Genomic DNA, 26,454 nt, shown 5'->3' with positions numbered 1-26,454 from the left:
CGTCACCGATGGGGGCCGGGGGAAGTTACGACCGATCACCGGCTTGCGCCCTTTGCGTAAGCCGGCTGTCGGCTGTCCCTCGTGGGCGACAGTCACGCCGACGCGTCGCGAACGAGGGCAACCTGCCGGCCCCACTCGCCCCTGGCGGGCCAAGCAACGCGACCCTGCTTCAGTCTCACGAACCGAGCGTCATTCGAGCGTCAAGAGTGATGAATGCACGTCGCCGGCATCAGGCGTACGAACCCCGCCACACCCTGTAACCGCAGGTCAGGCGAGTTTGAACAAGCAGTGCGTCCGCCCGACCCGCTACACAGAGGGAAACAGGTCGAGCGACCCACCCGGACCACAAAACAGCAGGTCAGACACCCTTGTCCGCAGGCTCCAAAATAGCCACGCACTCCACGTGCGACGTCATCGGAAACAGATCGAACGCCCGCAGCGTCCGCACCTTGTAGCCGCCGTCCCGGAAGTACCCCAGATCCCGCGCCAGCGCCGCCGGGTCGCATGCCACGTAGGCGATGCGGCGGGCGCCCAGTGACGCCAGGTGCTCGACCGTCTTCTTGCCGGCGCCCGCGCGCGGCGGGTCCAGGACGATGAGGTCGACCTCGGTGATGCCGGTGCGGGGGAGGACCGACTCGACCTTGCCCTGTTCGATGCGTACGCGCTCGAAGGCGGCGAGGTTGTGCCGGGCGTCCTCGACGGCGCGCTTGCCGGACTCGATGCCGAGGACCGCGCCCTTCTCGCCGAGGCGATCGGCGAGGGCGCCGGCGAAGAGTCCGACGCCGCAGTACAGGTCCAGCGCCATGTCGCCCTTGCGCGGCAACAGGCCCTGCATGACCGCCTTGACGAGGGTGTCCGCGGCCTGCGGGTGAACCTGCCAGAAGCCGCCGCTGCCGACGCGATGCGTCCTGCCGTCGGCGCGCTCGCGCACGAACGCCCGGCCGTGGACGCGGTGGATGCCGCCGTCGTGCTCCTCGACGCGCATGACGGAGACGGGCTTGCCGAGTTCGACGAGCGGCAGCCGGGCACCGGGCCTCGGTTCGAGGATCACCATGCGGTCCTGCGAGCCCGTCGCCGCGATGGCCTCGACCGACTCCATGCCGGACCAGTCGCGCTCCTCGACACCCAGTTCGGAGACTCCGGGCGCGGCGATCATGCAGTGCTCGATCGGCTCGACCTCGTGCGAACGGTGGCGGCGCAGACCGGCGTTGCCGTCCTCGTCCACCGCGTACTGCACACGCGTGCGCCACGCGGGAACCTCACCGGCGGGCAGCTTGTCGCCCTCGGCCGGCATCACGGTGCCGTCCCAGCCGGCCTCCTCGGGAGTGAGACCGGCGAGGCGCTGCAGCTGCTCGGCGACGACCTCGCCCTTGAGTCGACGCTGGGCGCCGGGCTTGGCGTGCTGCCAGTCGCAGCCGCCGCAGCGGCCGGGGCCGGCGTAGGGGCAGGGCGCCTCGATCCGGTCCTTGGAGGCCGTGATCACCGACACCGCGTCCGCCCGCAGGAACCGCGCGCCCTCCTCGCCCTCGGTCACCCGCGCCACGACCCGCTCACCGGGCAGCGTGTGCCGGACGAACAGCACCTGGCCCGCGTCCGTGCGGGCGATGCAGTGACCGCCGTGGGCGACGGGGCCGATCTCGACCTCGTACTCCTCCCCCACCAGCGACACCGCCGACGAGCCCGCCTGCGGTTTGTTCGGTTCTGCCTGCATGGCGGGGTGACTCCACAACGTCAAGAGAGATACAGCCGGACAACAGCCGACCAGTCTACGTGCCCAGGTCGCGGGTCAGTCCTTCGCGCTCGGCTCCTTCGGCCGCTCATGCGCCGGCCCGCGCCGCACCGCACCCGGCGCGCTCCACTCCTGCCGCTTGCGCGCCCGCTTCCTGGCGGCCTCGGAGGACTCCAACTGGTAGGGCACCGACGTCACCATGATCCCCGGCGTGAACAGCAGCCGGCCCTTGAGCCTGAGCGCGCTCTGGTTGTGCAGCAGATGCTCGTACCAGTGTCCGACCACGTACTCGGGGATGATCACGGACACCGCGTCCCGCGGCGACTCCTTGCGCAGGCTCTTCACGTACTCGATGACCGGACGGGTGATCTCGCGGTACGGCGAGTCCAGCACCTTCAGCGGTACGTCGATCCCGCGCCGTTCCCACTCCTCGCGCAGCGCCTTGGTCTCCGCCGGGTCGACGTTGACGCTGAGCGCCTCCAGGGTGTCCGAGCGCAGCAACTTGGCGTACGCCAGTGCCCGCAGCGTCGGCCGGTGGATCTTGGAGATCAGGACGACCGAGTGCACCCGGGACGGCCGGACCATGTCGTCGCTCGGGCCCTCGGGAGCGGCGATCTCCTCGGCCACCCGGTCGTAGTGCTTACGGATCGCCGTCATCGTCGCGTAGAAGATCACCATGCCGAGCAGCGCGACCCACGCGCCGTGGGTGAACTTGGTGACGAGGACGACGACCAGCACCAGGCCGGTGAAGAAGGCACCGAAGGCGTTGATCGCCCGGGAGCGGACCATGTGACGGCGTTGGGCCTCGTCCTTCTCGGTGGCCAGATGGCGGTTCCAGTGGCGGACCATGCCGGTCTGGCTGAGCGTGAACGACACGAACACGCCGACGATGTAGAGCTGGATCAGCCGGGTCGAGTCGGCGCCGTAGATGACGACGAGGAGCATGGCCGTGCCCGCCAGCAGCACGATGCCGTTGGAGAAGGCGAGGCGGTCACCTCGGGTGTGCAGCTGGCGGGGCAGGTAGCGGTCCTGGGCGAGGATCGAGCCGAGCAGCGGGAAACCGTTGTACGCGGTGTTGGCGGCCAGGAACAGCACCAGCGCGGTGGCGGCGGCGAGGACGATGAACAGGAAGCTGCCCTTGCCGAAGACCGCCTCGGCGACCTGGGAGATCACCGGGTTCTGCACATAGCCGGCGCCGAGCGGGCTGCCGTCGTGGATGAGGTCGCTGGCCGGGTTCTCGGCCATGCGGACCTTGGTCACCGCGGCCAGCGCGATGATGCCGCAGAACATGGTGACGGCGAGCAGACCCATCGCGGCGAGCGTGGTCGCCGCGTTCTTCGACTTGGGCTTGCGGAACGCCGGGACACCGTTGGAGATCGCCTCGACGCCGGTGAGCGCGGCACAGCCGGAGGAGAAGGCCCGCAGCAGCAGGAAGACCAGGGCGAAACCGGCCAGGCCCTGGTGCTCGGGCTTGATCTGGTAGTCGGCCGTCGGTGCCCGCATGGTGTCGTCGAGCACCAGCCCGCGGAACGCACCCCACGCGATCATGAGGAAGACGCCCGTGACGAAGACGTACGTCGGGATCGCGAACAGCGTGCCCGACTCCCGTACGCCGCGCAGGTTCATCAGGGTCAGCAGCACGATCACCCCGACCGCGCAGAGCACCTTGTGCTCGACCACGAAGGGGATGGCGGAGCCGAGGTTCTCGATGCCGGAGGCGATGGAGACCGCGACGGTCAGGACGTAGTCCACCAGCAGCGCGCTGGCGACCGTGAGGCCGGCCTTGGGTCCGAGGTTGGTGTTGGCCACCTCGTAGTCGCCGCCGCCGCTCGGGTAGGCGTGCACGTTCTGCCGGTAGGAGGCGACCACGGTGAACATCAGCACCACGACCGCCAGGGCGATCCAGGGGCTGAAGTGGTACGCCGACACGCCCGCGATGGACAGGACCAGCAGCACCTCTCCCGGCGCGTACGCCACAGAGGACAGCGGGTCGGAGGCGAAGACGGGGAGGGCGATGCGCTTCGGCAGGAGCGTTTCCCCGAGCCGATCACTGCGCAATGCGCGCCCGATCAGAATCCGTTTGGGCACGTCGGTCAGTTTGGACACAACAGAGGATCGTAGGCCTTCGAACACGAGGTCGCCCACCCGCCACCCCCCTTCTGCCTCCTGGGTGAATTGGAGGTGGGCGCACGCTGCGGATTCCGCACCCGCGGCGGTCCCCATGTCTATATGACAAATCCCGCCTGTCACCGCCCCCTCGGAGGTTCCATGCACGCGACCGCAGAGCTGATCGGCGCCGCGGCCACCCTCGTCGGCCTCGGCATCCTGACCTTGGCGAGCGTCCGCAGCATCAGCCGCCGCTGAACCGCCCCCCGAAACGGAAAGGTGGGACAGCGGCAACCGTGCAGGGGGGTGCCGCCGTCCTACCGCGCGTGTGTAGCTTGGGCCTCTGTCTGAGACCCTGATGTGGCTGAGCAGTAACTCTTGACATCGGAAGGACGGTCGTGCACATCGTCATCATGGGCTGCGGGAGAGTGGGTTCCGCTCTCGCCCAGACCCTGGAGCAACAGGGGCACACGGTCGCCGTGATCGACCAGGACCCCACCGCCTTCCGACGACTGGGCTCCGGGTTCGGGGGCCGCCGCGTCACCGGCGTCGGCTTCGACCAGGACACCCTGCGCGAGGCGGGCATCGAGGAGGCCGGGGCGTTCGCCGCGGTCTCCAGCGGCGACAACTCGAACATCATCGCCGCGCGTGTGGCTCGCGAGATGTTCGGTATCGAGAACGTCGCGGCCCGGATCTACGACCCCCGGCGTGCCGAGGTCTACCAGCGCCTCGGCATCCCGACCGTGGCCACCGTCCGCTGGACCGCCGATCAGATGCTGCGCCGGCTGCTGCCCTCGGGCGCGGAGCCGCTGTGGCGTGATCCGACCGGTGGTGTCCAGCTCGCCGAGGTGCACACCTCCTCGTCCTGGGTGGGCCAGCGGATCAGCCGTCTCCAGGAGGAGACCGGGGTGCGCGTCGGGTTCCTGACCCGGCTCGGCGAGGCGATCCTGCCCACCTCGCAGACGGTGCTGCAGGAGGGCGACCTGGTGCACGTGATGATGCGTACCGACGAGGTCGACAAGGTCGAGGCGGCGTTCGCCAAGGGTCCCGAAGAGGAGGGCGGTCACTGATGAGGGTCGCCATTGCCGGTGCCGGCGCGGTCGGTCGCTCGATCGCGGGCGAACTGCTGGAGAACGGCCACGAGGTCCTTCTCATCGACAAGGCGCCGACCGCCATCTCGGTCGAGCGCGTCCCGCAGGCGGAGTGGCTGCTCGCCGACGCCTGCGAGATCACGTCCCTGGACGAGGCGGCGCTCCAGCGCTGCAACGTCGTGATCGCCGCGACCGGCGACGACAAGGTCAACCTGGTCGTCTCCCTGCTGGCGAAGACGGAGTACGGCGTCCCGCGTGTCGTCGCCCGCGTGAACAACCCGAAGAACGAGTGGCTGTTCAACGAGTCCTGGGGCGTGGACGTCGCCGTGTCGACCCCCCGCCTGATGTCGGCCCTGGTGGAGGAGGCGGTCAGCGTCGGCGACCTGGTCCGCCTGCTCCGCTTCAGCCACGGCGACGCGAACCTCGTCGAACTGACCCTGCCCGAGGAGTCGGCCCTGGCCGGCACGCAGGTGGGCGACGTGGAGTGGCCGGAGGACACCTCCCTGGTCACCATCATCCGCGGCACCCGAGTCCTCACCCCGACCCAGGACGACTCCCTGGAGGCGGGCGACGAACTCCTTTTCGTGGCCGCCCAGGCCCGCGAGGAACAGCTGGAGGACCTGCTGTCGGTCCGCCGGGAGGAAGCGCCGAGCTGACGCGCCAAGCTGTCGTGCCGAGCTGAGCCCTTCGGGGTGACGACGAGGGTGACGACGAGGAAGGGCGCCCTGAGAACTCAGGGCGCCCTTTTCGACTCATCCCGACTCAACGCCCGGAGCTACGCCTCCCGACGGTGCCGCCCAGCGCTCGACTCGTTCCCCGCGGCGGCGGCCCTCTCCTCCTCGGCCTTCTCCTCCTCGGCCTTCTCCGCCGCCTCCATCTCCGCGAACACGTCGATGGGAGCAGGCGCCTTCGCCAGGAAGACCCAGGTCAGGTAGACGGCCAACAGGAACGGCGGGATCTTCAGGGCGATCAGCACCCAGCCGAGCTGCGTCGTGTCGGCCCACCAGTACAGCGGGAAGAGAATCGCGCACTTGGAGAGGAGGATCAGTCCCCAGGCCCAACTGGCCTTCTGGTAGGCCTTCTTGCGCCCCGGGTTGCGGGTGCGCCAGGAGAGGTTCTCCTTGAAGACGGGCCCGAGGATGAGCCCGATCAGCGGCACGCCGCACAGCGTGGTGATGATGTACGCCAGCCCGAGGCCCAGCGTGTAGAGCATGCCGGGCAGATAGAAGTCCTTGGCGTTGCCGGTCATCATCGCGAAGACGACGCCGAAGGCCACGCCGAAGACGCCGCTGAAGGCGTGCTTGACGGTGTCCCGCATCACCAGGCGGACCACGACCAGCAGCAGGGACACACCGAGCGCGGCGATCGCCGACAGGTGCAGGTCCTTGTTGATCGTGTAGATGGTGACGAACAGCAGGCCGGGCAGCACCGTCTCGACCATGCCCCGCACGCCGCCGAATGCCTCGAACAGCGCGGCCTCCGTCACCGCCCGGGCGTCCTGCTCCGTGTCTTGGGTCGGCTTGTCGAGCGACGTCACCGGCTACTCCCTACCGAGGGGTCTCAGTTCGTATTTCGGGTTGAACAGCACACGGCGGCCCCGGCTCATCGAGATCCGACCGGAGGCGATCAGCTTGCGGCCCGGCTCTATGCCCACTATGGAGCGCCTGCCGAGCCACACCACGTCCAGGGCGGCGGAGCCGTCGAACAACTCGGCCTCCAGGGCGGGAACTCCCGCGCGCGGCCGCAGAGTGACCGTGCGCAAGGTACCAGTAACCGTGACGACCTGGCGGTCGTGGCAGTCACCGATCCGCGTACAACCGGCGGTCGCGGCATCCTCCCGCAGCTCCTCGGACTCGAGGTCCTCCTGCGACGAGGAAAGCCGGTCGAGCATGCGCCGGAACCGGCCCACGGGCTTCTCGGAACGAGGAACAGGACTCATATCTGAAGCGTACCGGGGCTCACCGACAGCTACGTACCCGCGGCCCCAGCCCTCGAACCGGTAGCCCATCCCCCGCTCCGTGATGCGTCCCCCGGGGGACAACCCCCGGACCCCCGGCCCACTCACGGCTCACTTCTCGAACCGGTATCCCATCCCCGGCTCCGTGATGAAGTGCTTCGGATGCGACGGGTCCGCCTCCAGCTTCCTGCGCAGCTGGGCCATGTAGACCCGCAGATAGTTGGTCTCCGTCCCGTACGACGGCCCCCACACCTCCCGCAGCAGCTGTTTCTGGCTGACCAGACGGCCGTCGTTGCGCACCAGTACCTCCAACAGATGCCACTCCGTGGGCGTCAGCCGGACGTCCCTGCCATGCCGCTGGACCTTCTTCGCGGCCAGGTCGACGGTGAACTCGTCGGTCTCCACCAGCGCCTCGTCCTCGCCGCCCCCGTTGGGCTCGGCGCGCCGGACGGCGGCCCGCAGCCTGGCCAGCAGCTCGTCCATGCCGAAGGGCTTGGTGACGTAGTCGTCGGCGCCCGCGTCCAGCGCCTCGACCTTCTCGTCGGAGGAGTGCCGGGCGGACAGCACCAGGATCGGCACCCGGGTCCAGCCGCGCAGGCCCTTGATCACCTCGACGCCGTCCATGTCGGGCAGGCCCAGGTCGAGCACCACCACGTCCGGGTGGCGGGCGGCGGCGACCTGGAGGGCGGTTGCTCCGTCGTACGCCGCGTCGACCTCGTACTGACGCGCCTTGAGGTTGATCACGAGGGCGCGCACGATCTGCGGCTCGTCGTCGATGACCAACACCCTCGTGGGGGTCTGGCTCGTGGGGGCCTGGGGAGTCCCCCCGGTCGGACTCACCATGTGGCCCGCCTTTCTGGTTCCACCGGCTGGAGAGGCGCCGGGGGCGTTTTGGCCGCCCGGAGCGTGAGCACCATGGTCAGGCCGCCCCCGGGTGTGTCCTCGGCGTCGAGAGTGCCTCCCATGGCCTCCGCGAAACCGCGTGCCACGGCGAGACCCAGTCCCACGCCGGCCCCGCGCGGGGCGTCGCCGTAACGCTGGAAGGGCTCGAATATACGTTCCTTGGCCGTGTCCGGGACTCCCGGCCCGCGGTCGACCACCCGGACCTCGACCCGCTCCGCGATCGCGCTGGCGGACACCAGGACGGTCCGGCCGGCCGGGCTGTATTTGACGCCGTTCTCCACCAGGTTGGCCACCGACCGCTCCAGCAGCCCGGGATCCACCGCGACCATGGGCAGCGTCTCCGGGATGTCCAGGTCGGCGCTGCCCTCGGGCACCCCGCCGAGCGCCATCGGCACCACCTCGTCGAGGTAGATCTCCCGGATCAGCGGGGCGACCGTGCCGGTCTGCAGGCGGGACATGTCCAGCAGGTTGCCCACCAGGTGGTCGAGTCGGTCGGCGCCGTCCTCGATGCCCTCCAGCAGCTCGGCCTGGTCCTCCTCGGACCACGCCACGTCGTGGGACCGGAGTGACGACACGGCCGCCTTGATCGCGGCCAGCGGTGTACGCAGGTCATGGCTGACGGCGGCCAGCAGCGCGGTCCGGATCCGGTTGCCCTCGGCGAGCGCCCGCGCCCGGTCGGCCTCCTCCTGGAGCCTGCTGCGGTCGAGCACGACGGCCGCCTGGGCGGCGAAGGCGGCCAGCACTCGGCGGTCCTCCGCGGGCAGCACCCTGCCGGTCAGCGCGAGCGCCAGGTGGTCCCCGACCGGAACATCGACGTCCGCGTCCTCGGGCCGCTCAACGGGCCGTCCGAGGCCGACCCGGCCCGCGCAGATCCACGGGTCGACGTCGCCGGCCCGTTCCAGGAGGGCCGCCGACTCCATGCCGAAGGTCTCCCTGACCCGCTCCAGGAGCTCCTCCAGGCCGGTCTCGCCGCGCAGCACGTTGCCCGCGAGGAAGGACAGGATCTCCGACTCGGCCCGCAGTCTGGCCGCCTGGTGGGTGCGGCGGGCGGCCAGGTCGACGACGGAGGCCACCGAGATGCCGACGCCCACGAAGATCACGATGGCGACGATGTTCTTCGGGTCGGCGATGGTCCAGCGGTGCAGGGGCGGTGTGTAGAAGTAGTTGAGCAGCAGGGATCCGACCGCGGCCGAGGCCAGCGCCGGGAGCAGCCCGCCGAGCAGGGCGGCGGCCACCGTCACCGCGAGGAACAGCAGCATGTCGTTGGCGAGGCCGAGGTCCACCGTGTTGAGCAGGAACGCCATGGCCGCCGGGCCGCCCACGCCGACCAGCCAGCCCCACAGGATCCGGGCCCGGCCGAGGCGCGCGCCCCGGGTCACGGGCAGTCCGCGCCCCTTGGCGACCTCCTCGTGGGTGACGATGTGCACGTCGAGGTCGGGTCCCGACTCACGGGCCACGGTGGCGCCGACGCCCGGTCCGAAGACGTACTGCCAGGTCTTGCGGCGCGAGGAGCCGAGGATGATCTGGGTGGCGTTCACACCGCGTGCGAAGTCCAGCAGCGCGGCCGGTATGTCGTCGCCCACCACGTGGTGGAAGGTGCCGCCCAGGTCCTCGACGAGCGTGCGCTGCACGGCGAGTTCCTTGGGTGAGGCCGAGGTCAGCCCGTCGCTGCGGGCTATGTAGACCGCCAGTACCTCGCCGCCGGCGCCCTTCTCCGCGAGCCGTGCGGCGCGGCGGATCAGCGTCCGCCCCTCGGGGCCGCCGGTCAGCCCGACCACGATCCGCTCGCGTGAGCCCCAGATCTTCGAGACTCGGTGCTCGCTTCGGTACTGCTTGAGGTACTCGTCGACCCGGTCGGCCACCCACAGCAGCGCCAGTTCCCGCAGAGCGGTGAGGTTCCCGGGCCGGAAGTAGTTCGACAGGGCGGCGTCGACCTTGTCCGGCTGATAGATGTTGCCGTGCGCCATCCGGCGGCGCAGCGCCTGCGGCGACATGTCGACCAGCTCGATCTGGTCCGCCCGTCGCACCACCTCGTCCGGCACGGTCTCCTGCTGCCGTACGCCCGTTATCGACTCGACGACGTCCCCCAGCGACTCCAGGTGCTGGATGTTGACGGTGCTGACCACGTCGATCCCGGCAGCCAGCAGCTCCGCCACGTCCTGCCAGCGCTTGGTGTTGCGGGAGCCGGGGATGTTGGTGTGGGCGAGTTCGTCCACGAGAGCGACCTCGGGCCGTCTGGCGAGGACGGCGTCGACGTCCATCTCCGTGAACGACCCGCCGCGGTACTCCAGCTCCCCGCGCGGGATCTGCTCCAGGCCGTGCAGCATCACCTCGGTGCGTGGCCGGTCGTAGTGCTCCACGAAGGCGACCACGCAGTCCGTACCTCGTTCGACACGGCGGTGCGCCTCGGACAGCATCGCGTAGGTCTTGCCGACGCCCGGTGCCGCACCGAGGTAGATCCGAAGCTTGCCGCGTCCCATGGCCTCATTGTCTTCCGGGTCCCCGCTGACTGCGCAGCGTCGACCTTACGGCCAATAATCGCGACAAATAGGGCCCGGGGGTGGACCGACAGCCGTCTTTGACGCAACCCTGACGCCCGACCCCGGCGGGGAGGGGTCACCCCTGGACGATCTCCCCGTCGCGCAGCTCCAGCACCCGGTCGGCGAGGTCCAGCAGGTTCGCGTCGTGCGTCGCGACCAGCGCGGTGACCCGCTCGCTGTGTACGACGGCCCGCAGCAGCTCCATCACGGAGTGACCGGTCTCCGCGTCCAGCTGACCGGTCGGCTCGTCGGCGACGAGGAGCGAGGGACTGTTGGCGAGGGCCCGGGCTATGGCCACCCGCTGCTGCTGGCCGCCGGACAGTTCACCGGGTCGTTGTCCGGCGTGCCCGGAGAGCCCCACCAGGGACAGCAGCAGCTCGACGCGCTCCTCGCGCTCGCGCACCTCGGCCCGGCGCAGCCGCAGTGGCACGCCCACATTCTCGGCGGCCGTGAGGATCGGGATGAGCCCGAAGGACTGGAAGACGAAGCCGACGCGGTCCCGGCGCAGCGCGAGGAGATCGTCCTCGCCCAGTTCCGCGAGGTCGAGCCCGTCGACCGAGACCCGGCCCTCGTCGGGCGCGTCGAGCCCGCCGACGATGTTCAGGAGCGTGGTCTTGCCGGACCCGGATCGCCCCTTGAGGGCGACGAGTTCACCGCGCGGCACCTCGAAGGACACCCCGCGCAGCGCGTGGACGGCCCCTGCCCCCTCGCCGAACGTCCGGTGGACGTTCTCCACCCGCACCATGGTCTCGGTGACCACCTGAGTCATGCGTCCTCCCCCGTGTGCCGGCGCCATTCTCACAGGCACCGCCCGGCACTTGAACGCTTCGGGACAGCTCACGGTTCCCGCACGAAAAGGGCCGCATCCCCGGCTTCGGGGATGCGGCCCTCCTCTGCTTGACGACGGGCCAACGACGTGGCCCTACAACGCTCAGCGCACCTCGGTGATCTCCGGGCCGCGCTGGAGCTGTCCCATGCCGCCGGAGAAGCGGGACCCTTCCTCCTCCTGCTGGACGCCCTCGGGAACCATCTGGGCGTCGTTCGGCAGCTTCAGGACGATCGGGTCACGGGGCGCCATCGGGCCCTCGCCGCGGACCACGACCGTGTCCCGGAAGATCTGCTCCAGCAGGCCGGCCGCCTGCGGCTGCACCGCGCCCTGGCCCGAGATCACTCCGCGCAGGAACCAGCGGGCGCCGTCCACACCGACGAACCGCACCACCTGGAAACCGCCGGTGCCGTCCGGCAGCTGCACCGGTACCTGCGCACGCAGCTCCCAGCCCAGCGGACCCTCGACCTCGTCGACGATGCCGCCCTGCTGGGTGATGCCGGAACCGATCTCCTCGCGCACCTCGCCCCAGATGCCCTCGCGCTTGGGCGCGGCGAAAGCCTGCAGCTGGATGGCGCTGTCGCGCAGCACGACGGTCGCCGCGACGATCGCGTCGCCCGCGACCTCCACCCGCAGCTCCATGCCTTCGACACCCGGCACGAACAGACCGCCCAGGTCCACCCGGCCCTCGGCCGGGTCACGGACCTCGGAGCTGTCCCACGGCCCGTCCGGCCGCGGCTCCGGTTCGAGCCGCACGCGCTCACGCGTGCCCTCTGTCTCGTCCGCCTCAGCGTCGACACTGTCGACGACCTGCTCGGCCTCGCCGGCCGCGTCCTCGGCGGCACCCTTCTTCTTGCGACGTCCGAACACGTCACTGTCCTTCCCGGTCGGATACGACCGAAGCGTATCGATTCCCACCCGTCGCGCCGCCCACGGCGGCATGACCACTTGTGCCGCTCCCGTCGTCCACCGCGGCATGGCCTCCGGTGGACCCGAAGCCCCCCTCGGCCCGTGCCGAGTCGGGAAGCTCCGCGACCTCCTGGAAGCGGACCCTCTCGACCTGCTGGACGACCAGTTGGGCAATCCGGTCGAAGCGCTCGAACCGCACGGACTCGCGCGGGTCGAGATTCACCACGATCACCTTGATCTCCCCACGGTACCCGGCATCAACCGTCCCCGGGGCATTCACGAGAGCGACACCGCAGCGGGCGGCCAGACCGGAACGCGGGTGCACGAAGGCCGCGTACCCCTCCGGGAGCGCCACAGACACTCCGGTGGGCAGCACGACCCGCTCGCCCGGCTTCAGTTCACAGCTCTCGGTAGTGCGCAGATCGGCTCCCGCGTCACCGGGGTGCGCGTACGTCGGAAGCGGTACGTCGGGGTCGACGCGCCGGATGAGCACGGCGAGTTCTTGACGGGGCTCACGGCTCACGGGTTCACCTCGAAGGCACGGGATCGCCGGGTCTGGTCCGGGTCGTTCATGGCGGCCCGGATCTCCTCCGGGCGGCCGTTGTCGATGAAGTGGTCGACCTTCACCTCGACGAACAGGGCGTCGGCACGGATGGCGACGGGACCGTCGGGGCCACCGATCCGACCGGTGGCGGCGGAGTAGATCTTCCGCCCGGCCACGGCCGTCACCTCGGCCTCCAGGTGCAGCACGGTGTCCACCGGGACCGGCCGCACGAAGTCGGTCTCCAGCCGCCCGGTCACGGCGATCGTCCGCAGCAGCCAGTTCAGGGAGCCGAGGGTCTCGTCCAGGGCGCTCACGAGCACCCCGCCGTGCGCGAGGCCCGGGGCTCCCTGGTGCTCGGGGCGCACGGTGAACTCGGCGGTCACCGTCACTCCCTCGCCGGCCCGCGTCTGGACGTGCAGTCCGTGGGGCTGCTCGCCGCCGCAGCCGAAGCACTGGCCGTAGTGCTCGCCGAGCAGCTCACCGGGCGCGGGCGCGTCAGGATGACGCACCGGTCTCACGGCGTCGGCCGGCGGCTCGACGGCAGCGGAAGTACGACTCACAGCCGCAGACCTTACCCGCGCGTCGGCGCGATCCCGACACCGTGCCAAGCTTGGCTTCATGCAGCTCTCTGCCGCCCCGTACGAAGAACGCCTCACCACCCCCCGCACCTGGTGGTTGATCTCCTTCTTGGTCGGGGTCTCGATGGCCCTGGTCCTGCTGCCCTTCGGCACGCTGCCGATGCTCGGCGGCCTGGTCGGCGGCACCGCCGCGGCGGCCGTCGTGGCCAGCGCGTACGGCTCGCTGCGCATCCGGGTCCAGGGCGGCTTCCTGATCGCGGGCGAGGCGAAGATCCCGGTGTCGGCGCTGGGCGAGGCGGAGGTCCTGGACGCGGCGGAGGCGAGCGCCTGGCGCACGTACAAGGCCGACACCCGGGCTTTCCTGCTGCTGCGCGCCTACATCCCCACCGCACTGCGCGTGGAGGTCACGGACCCCGAGGATCCGACGCCGTACCTGTACCTGTCGACGCGTGAGCCGCAGCGGCTGGCGGAGGCGCTGAAGGCCGCGCGGGCGGCGGCCTAGCACACCCGGGCGAGGCGTCACCCGAGCTGTTTCGGTCCGTCCCCCATCGCCAGTGGATCCGCCGGCGACTCCAGCGGCGGCAGTTCCGGCAGCGCGTCCCACGGCACCTGTGTCCTGCGCAGGTCGGCCCGGATACGCCCGGCGAGTCTTCTGGTGTCCCGGTGGTTCATGACCGCTCCGACGGTCGCGCCCACCATGAACGGCATCAGGTTCGGCAGATCACGCACCATCCGCTTCATGATCTGCTGCCGCAGTTGCTGCTTCATGCGGCTGTTCACCGCGGTGCCGACGGACGACGGCTTGGTCACGTCGATTCCGCGCTCTCCCGACCAGGAGTCGACATACGCGGTGGATCGCTGTTTCAGATTGCCCGGCGGTCGACAGCCGTAGACCTCGTGGAGTTCCGCGATCAGCTTCAGCTCGATCGCCGCCACGCCGGTGATCTCGGCAGCCAGTTCCGTGGGCATCGCGGGCGGCACCGGCAGCATCGCCGCCGCGCCGATTCCCGCTCCGACGGTCGCCGTCGCGTTCGCGGCGCCCGCCACGAGCTTGTCCGCGAGCTGCTCGGGCCCGAGCCCGGGGAACTGCCTGCGGAGCGTCGCGAGGTCGCGTACGGGGATCCGCGGGGCTATCTCGATGATCCGGTCGGCGAGGTGCCCCAGCGCCGCTCTGGCGCGGCTGCCGCTCTTGCGGACGCCTTCCCGGGCCTTGTCCCGGATCACCGCGGCCCGCCGCCGTGCGACGGGCGCGGGGGTCTCGACCGGCGCCGGGAGGTCGGCCCGGCCTGTCGCCGGTTCGAGCGAGGCCGATCCCTTTTCGGATGAGCCCCGCTCGTCGTCACGCGCGTCGTGCCGTCCCTCGGACGGCACCGAGTCCGCTCCCCATGGGAGGAAGCGGCGCTTCCGGGGAGGGGTCGAGCCAGTCACGGCCGACCCGTCCTCAGTCGCAGTCGCGGCAGATCGGCTGACCGTTCTTCTCGCGGGCCAGCTGGCTGCGGTGGTGCACCAGGAAGCAGCTCATGCATGTGAACTCGTCCTGCTGCTTGGGCAGCACCCGGACGGCCAGCTCCTCATTCGAGAGGTCCGCGCCGGGCAGTTCGAGGCCTTCTGCGGCCTCGAATTCGTCGACATCCACTGCGGAGGTCGACTTGTCGTTCCGGCGAGCCTTCAGTTCTTCAAGGCTGTCCGAGTCGACGTCGTCGTCGGTCTTGCGTGGGGTGTCGTAGTCGGTTGCCATGTCGCTCTCCCCCTCTGGGTGTCTTCGGTGTCTCCAGCGCACGTAACGCGTGAGAGGCCGGACTTGTGCCCGACCTGAGGCGGAGATTTTGCCTCACATCAAGGTCTGTTACTCAATCGACACCCAACCGGACTCCTGTTGAGTGATCGGGTTGGATGGCGATCGGGACCGTACACGGTCCGAATCCCGCACTCCAAAGGCGTCTCACCGTGTACTTCCCGTGACCAGGACCCCGGAAAACCCGGATTTTCCCGGCTTTCTGGCCGTATTCATGATCACGGAGAGCCGATGGCCAGGAAATTGTCTTTGTGATCGATCACACACGAGGGCACTCGATCAGCGCCTTGAAAATTCCGCGCAAAGCGAACATCCCCGTGTCTCGGTCCAGGTGCGGGGGTCATGATCTCAGACGGGCAGGGTCACCCGCATCACGAGCCCACCTCCTTCGCGCGGCCGGGCCGAGATGTGTCCGCCGTGCGCTCGGGCCACGGACCGGACGATGGACAGCCCCAGGCCCACACCCTTGTCGCTGCCCGTACGTTCCGTTCGCAATCGCCTGAACGGCTCGAAGAGATTGTCGATCTCGTACGCCGGCACCACCGGACCCGTGTTGGACACCACGAGCAGTGCCTGGCCGTGCTGGATCTCTGTCGTCACCTCGACCCAGCCGTCCTCGGGCACGTTGTACCGCACGGCGTTCTGTACGAGGTTCAGGGCGATCCGCTCCAGCAGGACGCCGTTGCCCTGGACGACCGCGGTCTTCTGCTCCCCGCGGATCAGCACGCCCTTGGTCTCGGCCTCACCGCGCACCTGGTCGACCGCCTGCTCGGCGACCTCCGCGAGGTCCACGGGTTTGCGCTCGATGATCTGGTTGTCGCTGCGGGCCAGCAGCAGCAGGCCCTCGACGAGCTGCTCGCTGCGCTCATTGGTGGCCAGCAGCGTCTTGCCGAGCTGTTGGAGCTCCATCGGCGCGCCCGGATCGGACAGGTGCACCTCCAGGAGCGTGCGGTTGATCGCGAGCGGGGTTCTCAGCTCGTGCGAGGCGTTGCCGACGAAGCGCTGCTGGGCCGTGAACGCCCGTTGCAGTCGCTCCAGCATGTCGTCGAAGGTGTCGGCGAGCTCCTTGAGCTCGTCGTCCGGGCCTTCCAGCTCGATACGGCGGGACAGGTCCGAGCCCGCCACCGCGCGCGCGGTGCGGGTGATCCGGCCCAGCGGCGACAGGACCCGGCCGGCCATGGCGTATCCGAAGGCGAAGGCGATGATCGCGAGGCCGAGCAGGGCGAGGAGCGAGCGGCTGAGCAGTTTGTCCAGGGCGACCTGCCGCTGGTGGTCGATGCACTCGCTGATCGCAGCGTTGAACGTGCCGAGCGGGACCTTGTTCACACCGTTGACCGCGGGACAGTCCTCACTGGTGACGCCGATGTTCGAACCGTCGACGATCTTGAACAGCGGTGCGTTGCCCGTGTTCACGGCCTGCGCGGCCAGCAGATAGATGATCGACAGCAGCAGGATGCCGGCGATCAGGAACATCCCGCCGTACAGCAGCGTGAGCCGTATGCGGATGGTCGGGCGCAGCCACGGGAAGGGGGGCTCCGGTCTGCGGGGGTCCCAGGTGGGCTTCGGGGGCGCCTGCGGAGGCGCCGGGGTCGCTGCCACGGGCGATCAGATCCGGTAGCCGGAGCCGGGGACGGTCACGATGACAGGCGGCTCGCCCAGCTTACGGCGCAGGGTCATGACGGTGACGCGCACGACGTTGGTGAAGGGGTCCGTGTTCTCGTCCCAGGCCTTCTCCAGGAGCTGCTCGGCGGAGACCACCGCGCCCTCGCTGCGCATCAGCACCTCCAGCACGGCGAACTCCTTGGGCGCCAGCTGGACCTCCTTGCCGTCCCTGAAGACCTCCCGGCGGTTCGGGTCGAGCTTGAGCCCGGCGCGCTCCAGGACCGGCGGCAGCGGCACACTGGTGCGCCGGCCGAGGGCACGCACGCGTGCCGTCAGCTCGCTGAACGCGAAGGGCTTGGGGAGGTAGTCGTCTGCGCCGATCTCCAGCCCCTCGACGCGGTCGCTGACATCGCCGGACGCCGTGAGCATCAGCACGCGGGTGGGCATGCCGAGTTCGACGATCTTGCGGCAGACGTCGTCGCCGTGCACCAGCGGGAGGTCGCGGTCCAGAACGACCACGTCGTAGTCGTTGACGCCGATGCGTTCCAGGGCGGCCGCACCGTCGTACACGACGTCGACGGCCATGGCCTCCCGGCGCAGTCCGGTGGCCACCGCATCGGCGAGCAGTTGCTCGTCCTCGACGACGAGTACGCGCACGTCCCTTGTCCTTCCTGTGTCCACCCGCGTAGCGCTTCTGGGCCCACGCGGGCAGGGGTTTCAGTGAGTGTGTTGGCCTCCATCCTGCCCTTTTCGGCCATAAGTCGGCTGTAAGACGGGTGAGCGCGACCTGAAGGACAGGTGTGAGGCTCGGGCACGCGAGATTTTCTTATCGGGTTGAGGTTTCCGTGGAAGAGAGCGGGGGGAGGACGGCTTTACACCCCGCGATCACGCTCTGCATGTGCCGTACCACCATGCGGCACTGCGCGTTCCGCTACCGCAGAGTGGGCGTGGGTGTCCGGCACCGTCGCCGCCCGGCCGGGCATGGCGCTGGGCATCCACTGGAGACGTGATCGCCCCTTCCGAACGGCACACCCCCGTGCCACCGACCCACGACCCAGGACGAGGGGGCGCAGCATGGACGCATTCACCGCAGGACTTCTGCAGCGCATAAGGGCGACCGAGTCCGACCTGACGCGGGCTCGCGACGAGGGCGACGACTTCCTCGTCGAGGTCGAGCAGGCCGAGCTCGACGACCTGCGCCGCCTCGCCGCCGACCATGGTGTGGAGGTCGGCGCGTCGCGCGTCTGATCAGCTCGCACAGCACGACAGCGGGGCCCCGGCGAATCCAGCGCCGGGGCCCCGCTCATCGACTGCTCACCGCTGATCATCGGCTGGGGCGCCCACGAGGCGGCACCGGCCGGCTCAGTCGTGCCAGGCGCCGAAGTCCTCCAGTAGGCGCTGGAGGGGCTCGAAGACTCCGGGGGTGCCCGCGACCGTGAGGACGTGTGCGGGGCCCTCCCCGGGGCGTCCACCGGTCAGGGCGCCCGCCTCACGGGCGATGAGGTCGCCCGCCGCGAGGTCCCAGGGGTGGAGGCCTCGTTCGTAGTAGCCGTCGAGGCGCCCCGCGGCGACATCGCACAGGTCGATCGCCGCCGAGCCGCCGCGCCGGATGTCACGCAGCAGCGGGATCAGCTTGTGGGCGACCTCGGCCTGGTGGACGCGGACCTCGGTGACGTAGTTGAAGCCGGTCGACACCAGGGCCTGCTCCAGGGGCGGTGCCGGGCGGCAGGCCAGCCTGCGCTCGCCGTCCCAGCCGCCGGTGGCCCAGGCTCCCCCGCCCCGTACCGCGTGGAACGTCTCGCCGCGCATCGGTGCCACGACGACACCAACAACTCTCTCGCCATCCTGCTCGGCCGCGATGGACACGGACCAAGTAGGCAGCCCGTACAGGTAGTTGACCGTGCCGTCGAGGGGGTCGATCACCCAGCGGATCCCACTGGTGCCCTCGGTGGAGGCGCCTTCCTCGCCGAGGAACCCGTCGTGCGGGCGCTGCTCGGAGATCAGGTCGGTGATCAGCTTCTCCGCGGCGATGTCCATCTCGGTGACCACGTCGATCGGACTCGACTTGGTCGCGGCGACCGTGAGGTCGGCCGGGCGGCCGTCCCGCAGCAGCGAGCCGGCGCGGCGGGCTGCCTCCTGGGCGAGGGCGAGCAGGTCCGAGTGCAGGGGGTCAGTCACGGGGTTCCTCACGCGTAGGGGCTGTCGGCGCCTGCGGCGGCGGGGCGGGGGGCGCGGGCCGGGCAGCAGCCGACCGGGCACAGGTTGTGGTCGGCGCCGAGCGCGCCCAGGGCGCACGGCGTGACCTCCCGCCCGCGCTCGACGGCGGCGCGCTCCAGGACGAGGTCGCGGATCGCGGCGGCGAACCGCGGGTCGGCGCCGACGGTGGCCGAGCGGCGGACCGGCAGGCCCAGCTCCTCGGCCTTGGTCCTGGCCTCCGTGTCGAGGTCGTACATGACCTCCATGTGGTCGGAGACGAAACCGATGGGCGCCATGACGACCGCCGGGGCCCCGGCCGCCTGCCGCTCCTCCAGGTGGTCGCAGATGTCGGGCTCCAGCCACGGGATGTGCGGGGCGCCGGAGCGGGACTGGTAGACGAGCTGCCAGGGGTGATCGACGCCGGTGCGCTCACGGACGGCGTCGGCGACCAGCCGGGCCACGTCCAGGTGTTGTCCGACGTACGCGCCGCCGTCGCCGTGCTCCTCGACCGGGCCCGAGGTGTCCGCGGACGCGATCGGGATCGAGTGGGTCGTGAAGGCGAGGTGCGCGCCGTCACGGACGTCCTCGGGAAGGTCGGCGAGGGACTCGAGCACGCCGTCGATCATGGGCTCCAGGAAGCCCGGGTGATTGAAGTAGTGCCGCAGCTTGTCGACCTTCGGCAGCTCCAGGCCCTCGGCCTCCAGGGCGGCCAGCGACTCGGCGAGGTTCTCGCGGTACTGGCGGCATCCCGAGTAGGAGGCGTAGGCACTGGTGGCGAGGACCAGGATGCGGCGGCGGCCGTCGGCGACCATCTCCCGCAGGGTGTCCGTCAGATAGGGCGCCCAGTTGCGGTTGCCCCAGTAGATCGGCAGATCCAGGCCGTGGCCCGCGAAGTCCTTGCGGAGGGCGTCCAGCAGGGCGCGGTTCTGGTCGTTGATGGGGCTGACCCCGCCGAACAGGAAGTAGTGCTGACCGACTTCCTTCAGACGTTCCTTCGGGATTCCGCGCCCGCGCGTCACGTTCTCCAGGAACGGGACGACGTCGTCCGGCCCCTCCGGGCCGCCGAACGAGAGCAGGAGCAGGGCGTCGTAGGGGGTGGCTTCGAGCGCGTCTGGCATGGGGTCGATCCTGTCATCAGGTACTGACAGCCGGGAAACGGCGGGGTGACCACCCTGGTTCCCGGTACGTCCGCCAGGGTGCATGAGGGTCACCTGACTCGTAAGCTGTATCGGCGGTGTTCACGCCTTACTGAGCCTGCCGCGTTCTCGCCTTGCCGAGCCGATCACCGAGCCGATCACCGAGCCGCCCCGCTCCCGCCCGACCGGAGACCCCGTGCCCAGCCCCTACCGAGCCCTGTTCGCCGCCCCCGGCTCCAAGGGTTTCTCCGCCGCGGGACTTCTCGGCCGGATGCCGCTGTCGATGATGGGCATCGGCGTGGTCACGATGATCTCCCAGCTCACCGGTCGGTACGGCCTGGCGGGCGCGCTGTCGGCGACCATCGCGCTGGCCGCCGCGGTGGCGGGCCCGCAGGTCTCACGGCTGGTGGACCAGTACGGGCAGCGGCGGGTGCTGCGCCCGGCGACCCTGATCTCGCTCGTCTCGGCGGCCGGGCTGCTGTTCGCCGCGCACTACGAGTGGCCGGACTGGACGCTGTTCCTGTGCAGCGCCGGTATCGGCTGTGTGCCGAGTGTCGGCGCGATGATCCGGGCGCGCTGGGCAGCGCTCTACCGGGGCACCCCGCAGCTGCACACCGCGTACTCCTTCGAATCGGTGATCGACGAGGTCTGCTTCATCTTCGGACCGATCATCTCCATCGGACTGTCCACGGCCTGGTTCCCGGAGGCCGGTCCGCTGCTCGCCGCGGGTTTCCTGGCGGTCGGCGTCCAGTGGCTCACCGCCCAGCGGGCCACCGAGCCCGTGCCGCATCCGCGCGCGCAGCAGGGCGGCGGTACGGCCCTGCGCTCCCCCGGTCTCCAAGTCCTCGTGGTGACCCTCGTGTCGACCGGCGCGATCTTCGGGGCGGTCGACGTGGTCACCGTCGCCTACGCCGACGCGCAGGGGCACAAGAGCGCCGCGAGCCTGGTCCTCGCGCTCTACGCGGCGGGCTCCTGTACGGCGGGAATCGTGTTCGGGCTGCTGCACTTCAAGGGGGCGCCCGAACCTCGTTGGCTGCTGGGCATATGTGCGATGGCCGTGAGTATGATCCCCCTCCTACTGGTCGGAAACTTGCCGTTTCTGGCCGTGGCGCTGTTCGTTGCGGGTCTGTCCATCGCTCCCACGATGATCACCACGATGTCCCTGATCGAGCAGCACGTACCACGCGCGCAACTGACCGAGGGCATGACCTGGGTGAGCACCGGCCTGGCGGTCGGGGTCGCGCTCGGCTCCTCCGTGTCCGGCTGGGTGATCGACGCCGCCGGCGCGCGGGCCGGGTACGGGGTTCCGGCGGTGTCCGGGGCCGTCGCGGTCGCGGTCGGTTTCCTCGGGTACCGCCGGCTCAGCAGGCCGGCTCCGCGTCGGGGAGGCATCGTTGAGCAGCACAGCGAGCGGGAAGAACGGCACGTGGCGTAACTGGAGCGGCAACGTCGCAGCCCGTCCCGCGCGGGAGGTCACGCCCGCCTCGGTCGAGGAACTGGCGGATGCCGTACGGAAGGCCGCCGAGGACGGGCTGAAGGTGAAGGCCGTCGGTAGCGGGCACTCCTTCACGTCCATCGCCGCCACCGACGGCGTGTTGATCCGCCCTCAACTGTTGACCGGAATCCGCAACATCGACCGTGCCGCCGGCGAGGTCACGGTCGAGGCCGGCACCCCGCTCAAGAGGCTCAACATGGCCCTGGCCCGCGAAGGTCTGTCGCTGGCCAACATGGGCGACATCATGGAGCAGACCGTCTCCGGGGCCACCAGCACAGGCACGCACGGCACGGGCCGCGAGTCGGGTTCGATCGCCGCGCAGATCAGGGGCCTTGAGCTGGTCACGGCCGACGGCTCGCTCCTCACCTGCTCGGAGAAGGAGCACCCGGACGTGTTCGCGGCCGCCCGAATAGGACTGGGCGCCCTCGGCATCATCACCGCGATCACCTTCGCCGTGGAGCCGATCTTCCTGCTCACGGCGCGCGAGGAGCCGATGCCCTTCGACCGCGTCGTCGCCGAGTTCGACCAACTGTGGGCCGAGAACGAGCACTTCGAGTTCTACTGGTTCCCGCACACCGGCAGCACCAACACCAAGCGCAACAACCGCAGCGCGGGCCCGGAACAGCCGGTGGGGCAGCTGGCGGGCTGGTTCGAGGACGAGTTCCTCTCCAACGGCGTCTTCCAGGTGGCCCAGTGGGTCGGCCGCGCGGCGCCCGCCACGATCCCGACGATCGCCCGGGTGTCCAGCAAGGCCCTGTCCGCCCGGACCTACACCGACATCCCGTACAAGGTCTTCACCTCGCCGCGCCGGGTGCGCTTCGTGGAGATGGAGTACGCCGTCCCGCGCGCGGCCGTGACCGAGGTGCTGCGCGAGCTGCGGACGATGGTCGGCCGTTCCGGTCTGCGGATCAGCTTCCCGGTCGAGGTGCGCACGGCCCCGGCCGACGACATCACGCTGTCCACGGCGTCCGGCCGGGACAGCGCGTACATCGCCGTCCACCTGGTCAAAGGGACGCCCTACCAGGCGTACTTCACCGCCGCCGAGCGCATCTTCACGGCGTACGAGGGCCGGCCGCACTGGGGCAAGGTGCACACGCGCGACGCCGAGTACCTGGCCGGGGTCTACCCGCGCTTCGGCGAGTTCGCGGCGCTGCGGGACCGGCTCGACCCGGACCGTCGGTTCCAGAACGACTACGTGCGGCGGGTGTTGGGGGCGTAAGCGGGCGAAGCCATTGGTTCCGTTTCTGATGATTGCGTGAAGTACGCCACTTCCAAGATCCTGAAAACCGATTCGGGGTACTCAAGTACCGTCCGGCGGAAGAAGTTGGGCGGCGCGCCAATCCACGCACGTGGCCCGAATGGAGTACTGTTGCGAGCCCTGGGTTCGGTCTCCCGCCAGGGCGTCCGTGGCCTTCAAGGACCGCCGGGAGGGGGCTAGTTGCACAGGGTGACGGAGTATGTCACTTAGCGTTGCGAATAGGTAACCGTGCCATAACGGCGATCTAGGGCCTGTGCCCGACACGCCGGGCAACTCGGCAAGGTTGTGGCAGGCTGCACCCGGGCAGGCCACACTCGACTAGCGGAAGCAGCGACGCACGTGACGTCGGCAGGCACCACCCGGGAGGTCCCCATGCCCGAACTGCGTGTCGTGGCCGTCTCCAATGACGGCACACGGCTGGTGCTGAAGGCTGCCGACTCTACGGAGTACACGCTTCCGATCGACGAACGCCTGCGCGCTGCCGTGCGCGGCGACCGTCCCCGCCTCGGCCAGATCGAGATCGAGGTGGAGAGCCATCTCCGCCCCCGTGACATCCAGGCGCGGATACGTGCCGGCGCGACCGCGGAAGAGGTCGCTCAGATGGCCGGGATCCCCGTGGATCGGGTACGCCGCTTCGAGGGTCCCGTGCTGGCCGAGCGCGCGTTCATGGCCGAGCGGGCCCGGAAGACTCCGGTGCGCCGCCCCGGCGAGAACGTGGGACCGCAGCTGGGCGAGGCCGTCCAGGAGCGGCTGACCCTGCGCGGCGCCGACAAGGACACCGTGCAGTGGGACTCGTGGCGCCGCGACGACGGCACCTGGGAGGTCCTGCTGGTCTACGTGGTCGCGGGCGAACCCCACTCGGCGAGCTGGACGTACGACCCGCCCCGGCGGCTCGTCCAGGCCGTCGACGAGGAGGCGCGCTCGCTGATCGGTGAGTCCGACGACCTCGCGGCCACGCCGGAGCCCAGCTTTCCCTTCGTACCGCGCATCGCACGACTGCCGCGGGACCGTCCGCTGGACCGCGCCCTCGAGAGGCCGAGCCTGCCGGCGCCGCCTCTCGAACCCGCCGACGAGACGGCGACCGCGAGTGCGGGCGAACGGGACTCGCTGACCAGCCTGCTGGAGGCGGTGCCAAGCTTCCGGGGCGACCTGGTGGTCCCGGAACGCCCGTCGGAGGAGGCACCCGAGGCGGAGGAGCCCGCCCCGGAGCCAGAGACCGAGGAGCCCCCGGCTCCCGCGGCCTCGGCCGGATCCGCCTACGCGGATGTCCTCATGCCTCGTTCCGTCGGCGGCCATCGCGACCGCCTCGTCGGGTCCACCGACCGCCAGGCCGAGGCGGACGGCGTCCGCCCGGGACGCCGGGCGGCTGTCCCGAGCTGGGACGAGATCGTGTTCGGCACACGGCGGAAGAAGCAGGAGTAGCCCTCGTACAGCTCCCGCTGTGGAGGTCGTACAGAACGCTGTGGAGGGCCCGCGCCGGTCGGCGCGGGCCCTCCGTCGTCCGTCTACCGAGGATCGGGCCCGACGGCGACCGGACGCGACGGGTCCGACGACCACTCCGACCAGGAACCGACGTACAGCGCGGCCGGGACGCCCGCGACCGCCAAAGCCAGCACCTCGTGTGCGCCGGAGACGCCGGACCCGCAGTAGACGCCCACCGTCGAGTCGTCGGACACGCCCAGTGCCTTGAAGCGGGCGGCCAGCTCCTCCGCCGGGAGGAAGGCGCCGTCGGCCGCCACGTTCTCGGTGGTGGGGGCGGAGACCGCGCCCGGGATGTGGCCGCCGACCCGGTCGATCGGCTCCACCTCGCCCCGGTAGCGCTCCCCCGCCCGGGCGTCCAGCAGCACCCCGGAGCGGGCCAGTGCCGCGGCCCCGTCCGCGTCGAGGAGACCCGCCGCGTCCGCATTCGGCCGGAAGTCACCCTCGGCCGGTTCTGGCCTGTCCGTCGACAGTCCGCCCCGCCAGGACGGCAACCCACCGTCGAGGACACGCACGTCCGGGTGACCCGTCCAGCGCAGCATCCACCAGGCGCGGGCGGCCGCCCAGCCCTGCCCGCCGTCGTACACGACCACCGGCGTGCCCGAGGAGACACCGGCCCGTCGCATCACGGCGCCGAACTCCGCGAGGTCGGGCAGCGGGTGCCGGCCGCCGGTGCCGGGTGTCGCGGCGAGCTCCCGGTCCAGGTCCACGAAAACGGCCCCGGGGATGTGCCCGGCCGCGTACTCGGCCCGGCCGTCGAAGGGCGGCTCCCCGGCGGCCTTGGCCACGCTCAGCTGCCAGCGGACGTCGAGCAGGACTGGCGGGTTGTCGCCCGTCAGGTCGCCGGCGAGTTCGGATGCGGAGATGATGGCGTTCATGCCCACCATCCTTGCGCACGGGGTGGCCGCATCGTTCATGTCCGGCTACTCTGCTCCGCCGGGCAGGCTCGATCACGAGGCGTACGGGATCGGGCACATGCTGTACAGCCGATCGCCACGCGCCGGCCATCGCACGGAAACGGACGGGACCGCGCACGACGGGCATTCTCCGGTCACGGGAGCCGGCGCACGGCGGCGTGCCCGGAGCGCGCGGTCGCGCGGGTGGTACGAGCATCGGCACGGGTCCGTACGCACCGGAACCGTGGACACTGGCTCCATACGCTCGGATTCCGCACACAGGGAGTCCGTGCGCACGGGGGCCCGGCAGCGGAAGCGAAGCGACACGGCCGCCGCGAGAGGCCGAGAAGAGAGTGACGATGACCGAGGCAAGGGGGTCGGCCGGCCCGAACGGCGGGACGCACGCCCGGCAGGTGCCCGGCACACCGTGCTGGGTGAGCGTGATGGTGCACGGAATGGCGGCGACCCAGGACTTCTACCACTCGCTGTTCGGCTGGGAGTTCCGGCCCGGGCCGCAGCAACTCGGCCCCTACGTCCGGGCCCTGCTCGACGGACACGAGGTGGCCGGCATCGGCCAACTGCCCCCGGACCGCCACCTCCCCCTCGCCTGGACGCCCTACCTCGCCTCGGACGACGTGGACCTGACCGCCGAAACGGTACGGCTGTGCGGCGGCACGGTCGGGGTGGGGCCGCTGGACGCCGAGGACGCCGGGCGGCTGGTGATCGGCTCGGACCCGGCCGGTGCGGTCTTCGGCGTGTGGCAGGCGGCGGCGCACCTCGGCACGTCCCTCGACGGGGTGCCCGGCACACCGGCCTGGCACGAACTGCTGACCTTCGAGACCGCGAGCGTCGCCAAGTTCTACGAGACGGTGTTCGGTTACGAGGAGAAGCCGGTGGTCTCCACCGACATCGACTATGTGACCCTGCGCCTCGGTGACCGCTCCGTCGCCGGCATCCACGGCGTGGGCCAGGCCCGGCTGCGCGACTGGGGGCCGCACTGGATGACGTACTTCGAGGTCGCCGACACGGACGAGGCGGCCGCCCGGCTCGTCGACCTCGGCGGCCACGTCCTGGAGCCGCCGCACGACACCCCCCACGGTCGCGCGGCGACGGTGGCGGACCCCGAGGGCGCCCGGTTCTCGCTCATCCGCACCGCACGCTGAGGAGAGCCCTCGTAGTCGACGGCGCCCGACCGATCGACGACGTCGCCGCCGACGACGACGACCTCGACCCGGAGGACCGAGGCTCGTCGCGAGGTGCAGCAGCACGTCGGCCCCGTCGCACATCCCGCGCAGGCCGCCCGGGACGGTGAGATCACCCGGATGCCACTCGTCGCCGGCCCCGACGGACACAGGAGCGGCCCACGGTCCGGTCCCGCCGGTGCGGCTCACCCCGCACCGCCGACCCGATGAAC

General features: G+C 70.4%; 25 protein-coding genes. 8 read left to right on the top strand and 17 right to left on the bottom strand.

Annotation, left to right across the window (positions count from 1 at the left end; translation table 11 throughout):
* Positions 1–358 precede the first annotated feature (358 nt).
* Entirely contained in the window at positions 359–1,711 is a 1,353-nt protein-coding gene (locus AB0H86_RS30830) for a class I SAM-dependent RNA methyltransferase (protein WP_362445982.1), read from the bottom strand.
* A gap of 75 nt (positions 1,712–1,786) precedes the next feature.
* A complete protein-coding gene (locus tag AB0H86_RS30825) occupies positions 1,787–3,835 on the bottom strand; it encodes an APC family permease (protein WP_362445979.1) in 2,049 nt (682 codons plus the stop codon).
* Positions 3,836–4,233: 398 nt separating this feature from the next.
* On the opposite strand from AB0H86_RS30825, the gene AB0H86_RS30820 reads away from it, so the two are divergent.
* Together AB0H86_RS30820 and AB0H86_RS30815 are read left to right on the top strand one after the other, a co-directional pair.
* Positions 4,234–4,905 carry a TrkA family potassium uptake protein gene (locus AB0H86_RS30820; RefSeq protein WP_362445976.1) on the top strand — a complete coding sequence of 224 codons (672 nt, stop codon included), beginning with the start codon at positions 4,234–4,236 and terminating at the stop codon, positions 4,903–4,905.
* Complete coding sequence (locus AB0H86_RS30815) at positions 4,905–5,582, top strand: TrkA family potassium uptake protein (RefSeq protein WP_362445973.1); 678 nt, start codon at positions 4,905–4,907, stop codon at positions 5,580–5,582. The genes AB0H86_RS30820 and AB0H86_RS30815 overlap by 1 nt, the downstream gene beginning before the upstream one ends.
* A 119-nt stretch (positions 5,583–5,701) precedes the next feature.
* Here the strand turns inward: AB0H86_RS30815 and AB0H86_RS30810 are convergent, their stop codons facing one another.
* From AB0H86_RS30810 to AB0H86_RS30775, 8 genes are all read right to left on the bottom strand, one after another.
* Entirely contained in the window at positions 5,702–6,463 is a 762-nt protein-coding gene (locus tag AB0H86_RS30810; RefSeq protein WP_362445970.1) for a DUF3159 domain-containing protein, read from the bottom strand.
* A 3-nt stretch (positions 6,464–6,466) separates the two neighbouring features.
* The gene (locus AB0H86_RS30805; protein WP_362445967.1) at positions 6,467–6,865 is read right to left on the bottom strand and encodes an OB-fold nucleic acid binding domain-containing protein; all 399 of its coding nucleotides are present in this window, start codon (positions 6,863–6,865) and stop codon (positions 6,467–6,469) included.
* Positions 6,866–6,994: 129 nt separating this feature from the next.
* Positions 6,995–7,726: a response regulator gene (locus AB0H86_RS30800; RefSeq protein WP_362445964.1), complete on the bottom strand. Its 732-nt coding sequence runs from the start codon at positions 7,724–7,726 to the stop codon at positions 6,995–6,997.
* Positions 7,720–10,266 (bottom strand): sensor histidine kinase KdpD, encoded by a 2,547-nt coding sequence (locus AB0H86_RS30795; RefSeq protein WP_362445961.1) that lies wholly within the window; start codon positions 10,264–10,266, stop codon positions 7,720–7,722. Before AB0H86_RS30795 ends, AB0H86_RS30800 begins: the two co-directional genes overlap by 7 nt.
* A gap of 136 nt (positions 10,267–10,402) precedes the next feature.
* Positions 10,403–11,095, bottom strand: coding sequence for an ABC transporter ATP-binding protein (locus AB0H86_RS30790; RefSeq protein ID WP_362445958.1), 693 nt, complete (start codon positions 11,093–11,095; stop codon positions 10,403–10,405).
* A 162-nt stretch (positions 11,096–11,257) separates the two neighbouring features.
* Positions 11,258–12,022, bottom strand: a complete 765-nt coding sequence (locus AB0H86_RS30785) for a DUF3710 domain-containing protein (RefSeq protein WP_362445956.1) — start codon at positions 12,020–12,022, stop codon at positions 11,258–11,260.
* Between the two features lies 1 nt (position 12,023).
* Positions 12,024–12,584 carry a dUTP diphosphatase gene (gene dut / locus AB0H86_RS30780; protein WP_362445953.1) on the bottom strand — a complete coding sequence of 187 codons (561 nt, stop codon included), beginning with the start codon at positions 12,582–12,584 and terminating at the stop codon, positions 12,024–12,026.
* The gene (locus AB0H86_RS30775) at positions 12,581–13,165 is read right to left on the bottom strand and encodes a PaaI family thioesterase (RefSeq protein ID WP_362445950.1); all 585 of its coding nucleotides are present in this window, start codon (positions 13,163–13,165) and stop codon (positions 12,581–12,583) included. Before AB0H86_RS30775 ends, dut begins: the two co-directional genes overlap by 4 nt.
* A gap of 58 nt (positions 13,166–13,223) precedes the next feature.
* On the opposite strand from AB0H86_RS30775, the gene AB0H86_RS30770 reads away from it, so the two are divergent.
* A complete protein-coding gene (locus AB0H86_RS30770; protein WP_362445947.1) occupies positions 13,224–13,685 on the top strand; it encodes a DUF3093 domain-containing protein in 462 nt (153 codons plus the stop codon).
* Between the two features lie 17 nt (positions 13,686–13,702).
* On the opposite strand, the gene AB0H86_RS30765 is transcribed toward AB0H86_RS30770, so the two are convergent.
* The 4 genes from AB0H86_RS30765 to AB0H86_RS30750 all read right to left on the bottom strand — a co-directional run bounded on the left by AB0H86_RS30765 (position 13,703) and on the right by AB0H86_RS30750 (position 17,237).
* The gene (locus tag AB0H86_RS30765; protein ID WP_362445944.1) at positions 13,703–14,611 is read right to left on the bottom strand and encodes a hypothetical protein; all 909 of its coding nucleotides are present in this window, start codon (positions 14,609–14,611) and stop codon (positions 13,703–13,705) included.
* A gap of 13 nt (positions 14,612–14,624) precedes the next feature.
* Complete coding sequence (locus tag AB0H86_RS30760; protein WP_005481602.1) at positions 14,625–14,921, bottom strand: DUF4193 domain-containing protein; 297 nt, start codon at positions 14,919–14,921, stop codon at positions 14,625–14,627.
* Positions 14,922–15,326: 405 nt separating this feature from the next.
* Positions 15,327–16,577 carry a HAMP domain-containing sensor histidine kinase gene (locus AB0H86_RS30755; RefSeq protein ID WP_362445941.1) on the bottom strand — a complete coding sequence of 417 codons (1,251 nt, stop codon included), beginning with the start codon at positions 16,575–16,577 and terminating at the stop codon, positions 15,327–15,329.
* Between the two features lie 6 nt (positions 16,578–16,583).
* Entirely contained in the window at positions 16,584–17,237 is a 654-nt protein-coding gene (locus tag AB0H86_RS30750) for a response regulator transcription factor (protein WP_362445938.1), read from the bottom strand.
* 417 nt (positions 17,238–17,654) lie between these two features.
* Between AB0H86_RS30750 and AB0H86_RS30745 the strand changes: the two genes are divergently transcribed.
* Positions 17,655–17,828, top strand: a complete 174-nt coding sequence (locus tag AB0H86_RS30745) for a hypothetical protein (RefSeq protein WP_362445935.1) — start codon at positions 17,655–17,657, stop codon at positions 17,826–17,828.
* Positions 17,829–17,942: 114 nt separating this feature from the next.
* On the opposite strand, the gene AB0H86_RS30740 is transcribed toward AB0H86_RS30745, so the two are convergent.
* Both AB0H86_RS30740 and AB0H86_RS30735 read right to left on the bottom strand, forming a co-directional pair.
* Positions 17,943–18,758 carry an inositol monophosphatase family protein gene (locus AB0H86_RS30740; protein WP_362445932.1) on the bottom strand — a complete coding sequence of 272 codons (816 nt, stop codon included), beginning with the start codon at positions 18,756–18,758 and terminating at the stop codon, positions 17,943–17,945.
* Positions 18,759–18,766: 8 nt separating this feature from the next.
* Positions 18,767–19,894: a ferrochelatase gene (locus AB0H86_RS30735; RefSeq protein WP_362445929.1), complete on the bottom strand. Its 1,128-nt coding sequence runs from the start codon at positions 19,892–19,894 to the stop codon at positions 18,767–18,769.
* A gap of 214 nt (positions 19,895–20,108) precedes the next feature.
* On the opposite strand from AB0H86_RS30735, the gene AB0H86_RS30730 reads away from it, so the two are divergent.
* The 3 genes from AB0H86_RS30730 (at position 20,109) to sepH (ending at position 24,087) form a co-directional block, all read left to right on the top strand.
* Positions 20,109–21,347 carry an MFS transporter gene (locus AB0H86_RS30730; RefSeq protein WP_362445926.1) on the top strand — a complete coding sequence of 413 codons (1,239 nt, stop codon included), beginning with the start codon at positions 20,109–20,111 and terminating at the stop codon, positions 21,345–21,347.
* Positions 21,307–22,626: a D-arabinono-1,4-lactone oxidase gene (locus AB0H86_RS30725; protein WP_362445923.1), complete on the top strand. Its 1,320-nt coding sequence runs from the start codon at positions 21,307–21,309 to the stop codon at positions 22,624–22,626. Before AB0H86_RS30730 ends, AB0H86_RS30725 begins: the two co-directional genes overlap by 41 nt.
* Before the next feature lie 411 nt (positions 22,627–23,037).
* Positions 23,038–24,087, top strand: a complete 1,050-nt coding sequence (sepH, locus tag AB0H86_RS30720) for a septation protein SepH (RefSeq protein ID WP_362445920.1) — start codon at positions 23,038–23,040, stop codon at positions 24,085–24,087.
* An 83-nt stretch (positions 24,088–24,170) separates the two neighbouring features.
* On the opposite strand, the gene AB0H86_RS30715 is transcribed toward sepH, so the two are convergent.
* Positions 24,171–25,022 (bottom strand): sulfurtransferase, encoded by an 852-nt coding sequence (locus AB0H86_RS30715; protein ID WP_362445917.1) that lies wholly within the window; start codon positions 25,020–25,022, stop codon positions 24,171–24,173.
* Positions 25,023–25,399: 377 nt separating this feature from the next.
* Here AB0H86_RS30715 and AB0H86_RS30710 point away from each other — a divergent pair, with 377 nt between their 5' ends.
* The gene (locus AB0H86_RS30710) at positions 25,400–26,203 is read left to right on the top strand and encodes a VOC family protein (RefSeq protein ID WP_362445914.1); all 804 of its coding nucleotides are present in this window, start codon (positions 25,400–25,402) and stop codon (positions 26,201–26,203) included.
* Positions 26,204–26,454 lie beyond the last annotated feature (251 nt).

It is taken from the genome of Streptomyces sp. NPDC050997 (genome assembly GCF_040660135.1).
Classification (GTDB): Bacteria; Actinomycetota; Actinomycetes; order Streptomycetales; family Streptomycetaceae; genus Streptomyces.
Note: the sequence above shows the minus strand (reverse complement) of the source record. Positions and strands in the feature narration are given on the sequence as shown.